We start from the raw sequence: 1,956 nt of genomic DNA, 5'->3' as shown, positions 1-1,956 counted from the left end.
ACCGACGCGGTGGTGGCCCGGGACGTCGTGGAGTCCGGCAACACCTCGGCGGCCTCCATCCCGCTGGCGATGGAGCGCATGCTGGAGAGCGGTGAGGCCCGCAGCGGTGACCTCGCCCTGATCATCGGGTTCGGGGCGGGTCTCGTGTACGCCGCGGCAGTCGTTACGCTCCCCTAGGCGTTTTCGCCCGATCCACCCGCAAACCCGCGTCCGTCCGCCGGGCGGCCGCATTCAACACCGAAGAGGAGCAGCCAGTATGGCTACCAAGGACGAGGTTCTGGAAGGTCTCGCCGAGATCGTCAACGAGATCGCCGGCATCCCGACCGAGGACGTCGAGCTCGACAAGTCCTTCACCGACGACCTGGACGTCGACTCGCTGTCCATGGTCGAGGTCGTCGTGGCCGCCGAGGAGCGCTTCGACGTCAAGATCCCGGACGACGAGGTCAAGAACCTGAAGACCGTCGGCGACGCCGTGGACTACATCCTCAGCCACGCCTGAGCGGTCGACTCGTTCGACGCCTGACATCGGCCGACTCCTCCCGGGTCGGCCGACCCGCCGGCCGGGACGCCCCACCGGGCGCCCGGCCGGGCTCACCTTCGGCCGCCGCCGACCCCCGCACAAACGTGAGAGAAGAAGATCCAGTGACTGTTGAGAACCGTACCGTGGTCGTCACGGGTATCGGCGCCTTCACGCCGCTGGGCGGCGACGCCGCCACCACCTGGGAGCACCTGGTCGCCGGGCGCTCCGGGGTGGCTGCCCTGACCGAGGAGTGGGCCGCCGACCTGCCCGTGCGGATCGCCGCTCGGACCGCCGTCGAGCCGGGCGAGATCCTGCCCCGCCCGCTGGCCCGCAAGCTGGACCGTTCGGCCCAGTTCGCCCTGATCGCCGCCCGCGAGGCCTGGGCCGACGCGGGCTTCGAGACCCCGGCCACCGACGAGTCGTCCAAGCTCGCCCCGGAGCGCCTGGGCGCCGTGATCGCCTCCGGCATCGGCGGCGTGACCACCCTGCTCGACCAGTACGACGTGCTGAAGGAGAAGGGCGCCCGCAAGGTCTCCCCGCACACCGTCCCGATGCTGATGCCCAACTCCCCGGCGGCCAACGTCGGTCTGGAGGTCGGCGCCCGCGCGGGTGTGCACACCCCCGTCTCCGCCTGCGCCTCCGGCGCCGAGGCGATCGGCTACGCGATCGAGATGATCCGCAGCGGCCGCGCCGACGTCGTGGTGGCGGGCGGCACCGAGGCGGCGGTCCACCCGCTGCCGATCGCCGCCTTCGCCAACATGATGGCGATGTCCAAGAACAACGACGAGCCCGAGCGCGCCTCCCGGCCGTACGACAAGGCCCGGGACGGCTTCGTGCTGGGCGAGGGCGCCGGCGTGGTCGTGCTGGAGTCGGTGGAGCACGCCGAGGCCCGCGGCGCCCGGATCTACTGCGAGGCGGTGGGCCAGGGCCTGTCCTCGGACGCCCACCACATCGCCCAGCCCGAGCCGACCGGCGCCGGCGTGGCCCGCGCGCTGGCCGACCTGTTCGAGCGCAACCAGCTGGACAAGGCCGAGATCGTGCACGTCAACGCGCACGCCACCTCGACCCCGCAGGGTGACACCGCCGAGCTGAAGGCGCTCCGCAAGGAGCTGGGCGAGGACCTCGACCACATCGCCATCTCGGCCACCAAGTCGATGACCGGTCACCTGCTGGGCGGCGCCGGCGGTATCGAGACGGTCGCCACCGTGCAGGCGCTGTACCACCGCGTCGCCCCGCCGACCATCAACGTCGACGAGCTGGACGACGACGTGGACGCGGACATCGTCCGCGGCGAGGCCCGCAAGCTGCCCGAGGGCCGGATCGCCGCGCTGAACAACTCGTTCGGCTTCGGCGGCCACAACGTGGTGCTGGCCTTCCGCACCCGCTGACCCCGGGTCGGGAAACGACGGAGAGGGGGCCGGCGCTCGTGACGAGCG

General features: G+C 71.8%; 3 protein-coding genes. All 3 read left to right on the top strand.

Annotated elements, in window-relative coordinates; genetic code table 11:
• The coding region (locus ABD308_RS03490) for a 3-oxoacyl-[acyl-carrier-protein] synthase III C-terminal domain-containing protein (protein ID WP_344325386.1) at nt 1-177 on the top strand (177 nt) is incomplete at its 5' end.
• A gap of 79 nt (nt 178-256) precedes the next feature.
• Nucleotides 257-499: an acyl carrier protein gene (locus ABD308_RS03485; protein WP_344325330.1), complete on the top strand. Its 243-nt coding sequence runs from the start codon at nt 257-259 to the stop codon at nt 497-499.
• Between the two features lie 143 nt (nt 500-642).
• Nucleotides 643-1,908 carry a beta-ketoacyl-ACP synthase II gene (gene fabF / locus ABD308_RS03480; protein WP_344325327.1) on the top strand — a complete coding sequence of 422 codons (1,266 nt, stop codon included), beginning with the start codon at nt 643-645 and terminating at the stop codon, nt 1,906-1,908.
• Nucleotides 1,909-1,956: the final 48 nt, after the last annotated feature.

The sequence above is a fragment of the Kitasatospora putterlickiae genome (genome assembly GCF_039527695.1).
Taxonomy (GTDB): Bacteria; Actinomycetota; Actinomycetes; order Streptomycetales; family Streptomycetaceae; genus Kitasatospora; species Kitasatospora putterlickiae.
Note: the sequence above shows the minus strand (reverse complement) of the source record. Positions and strands in the feature narration are given on the sequence as shown.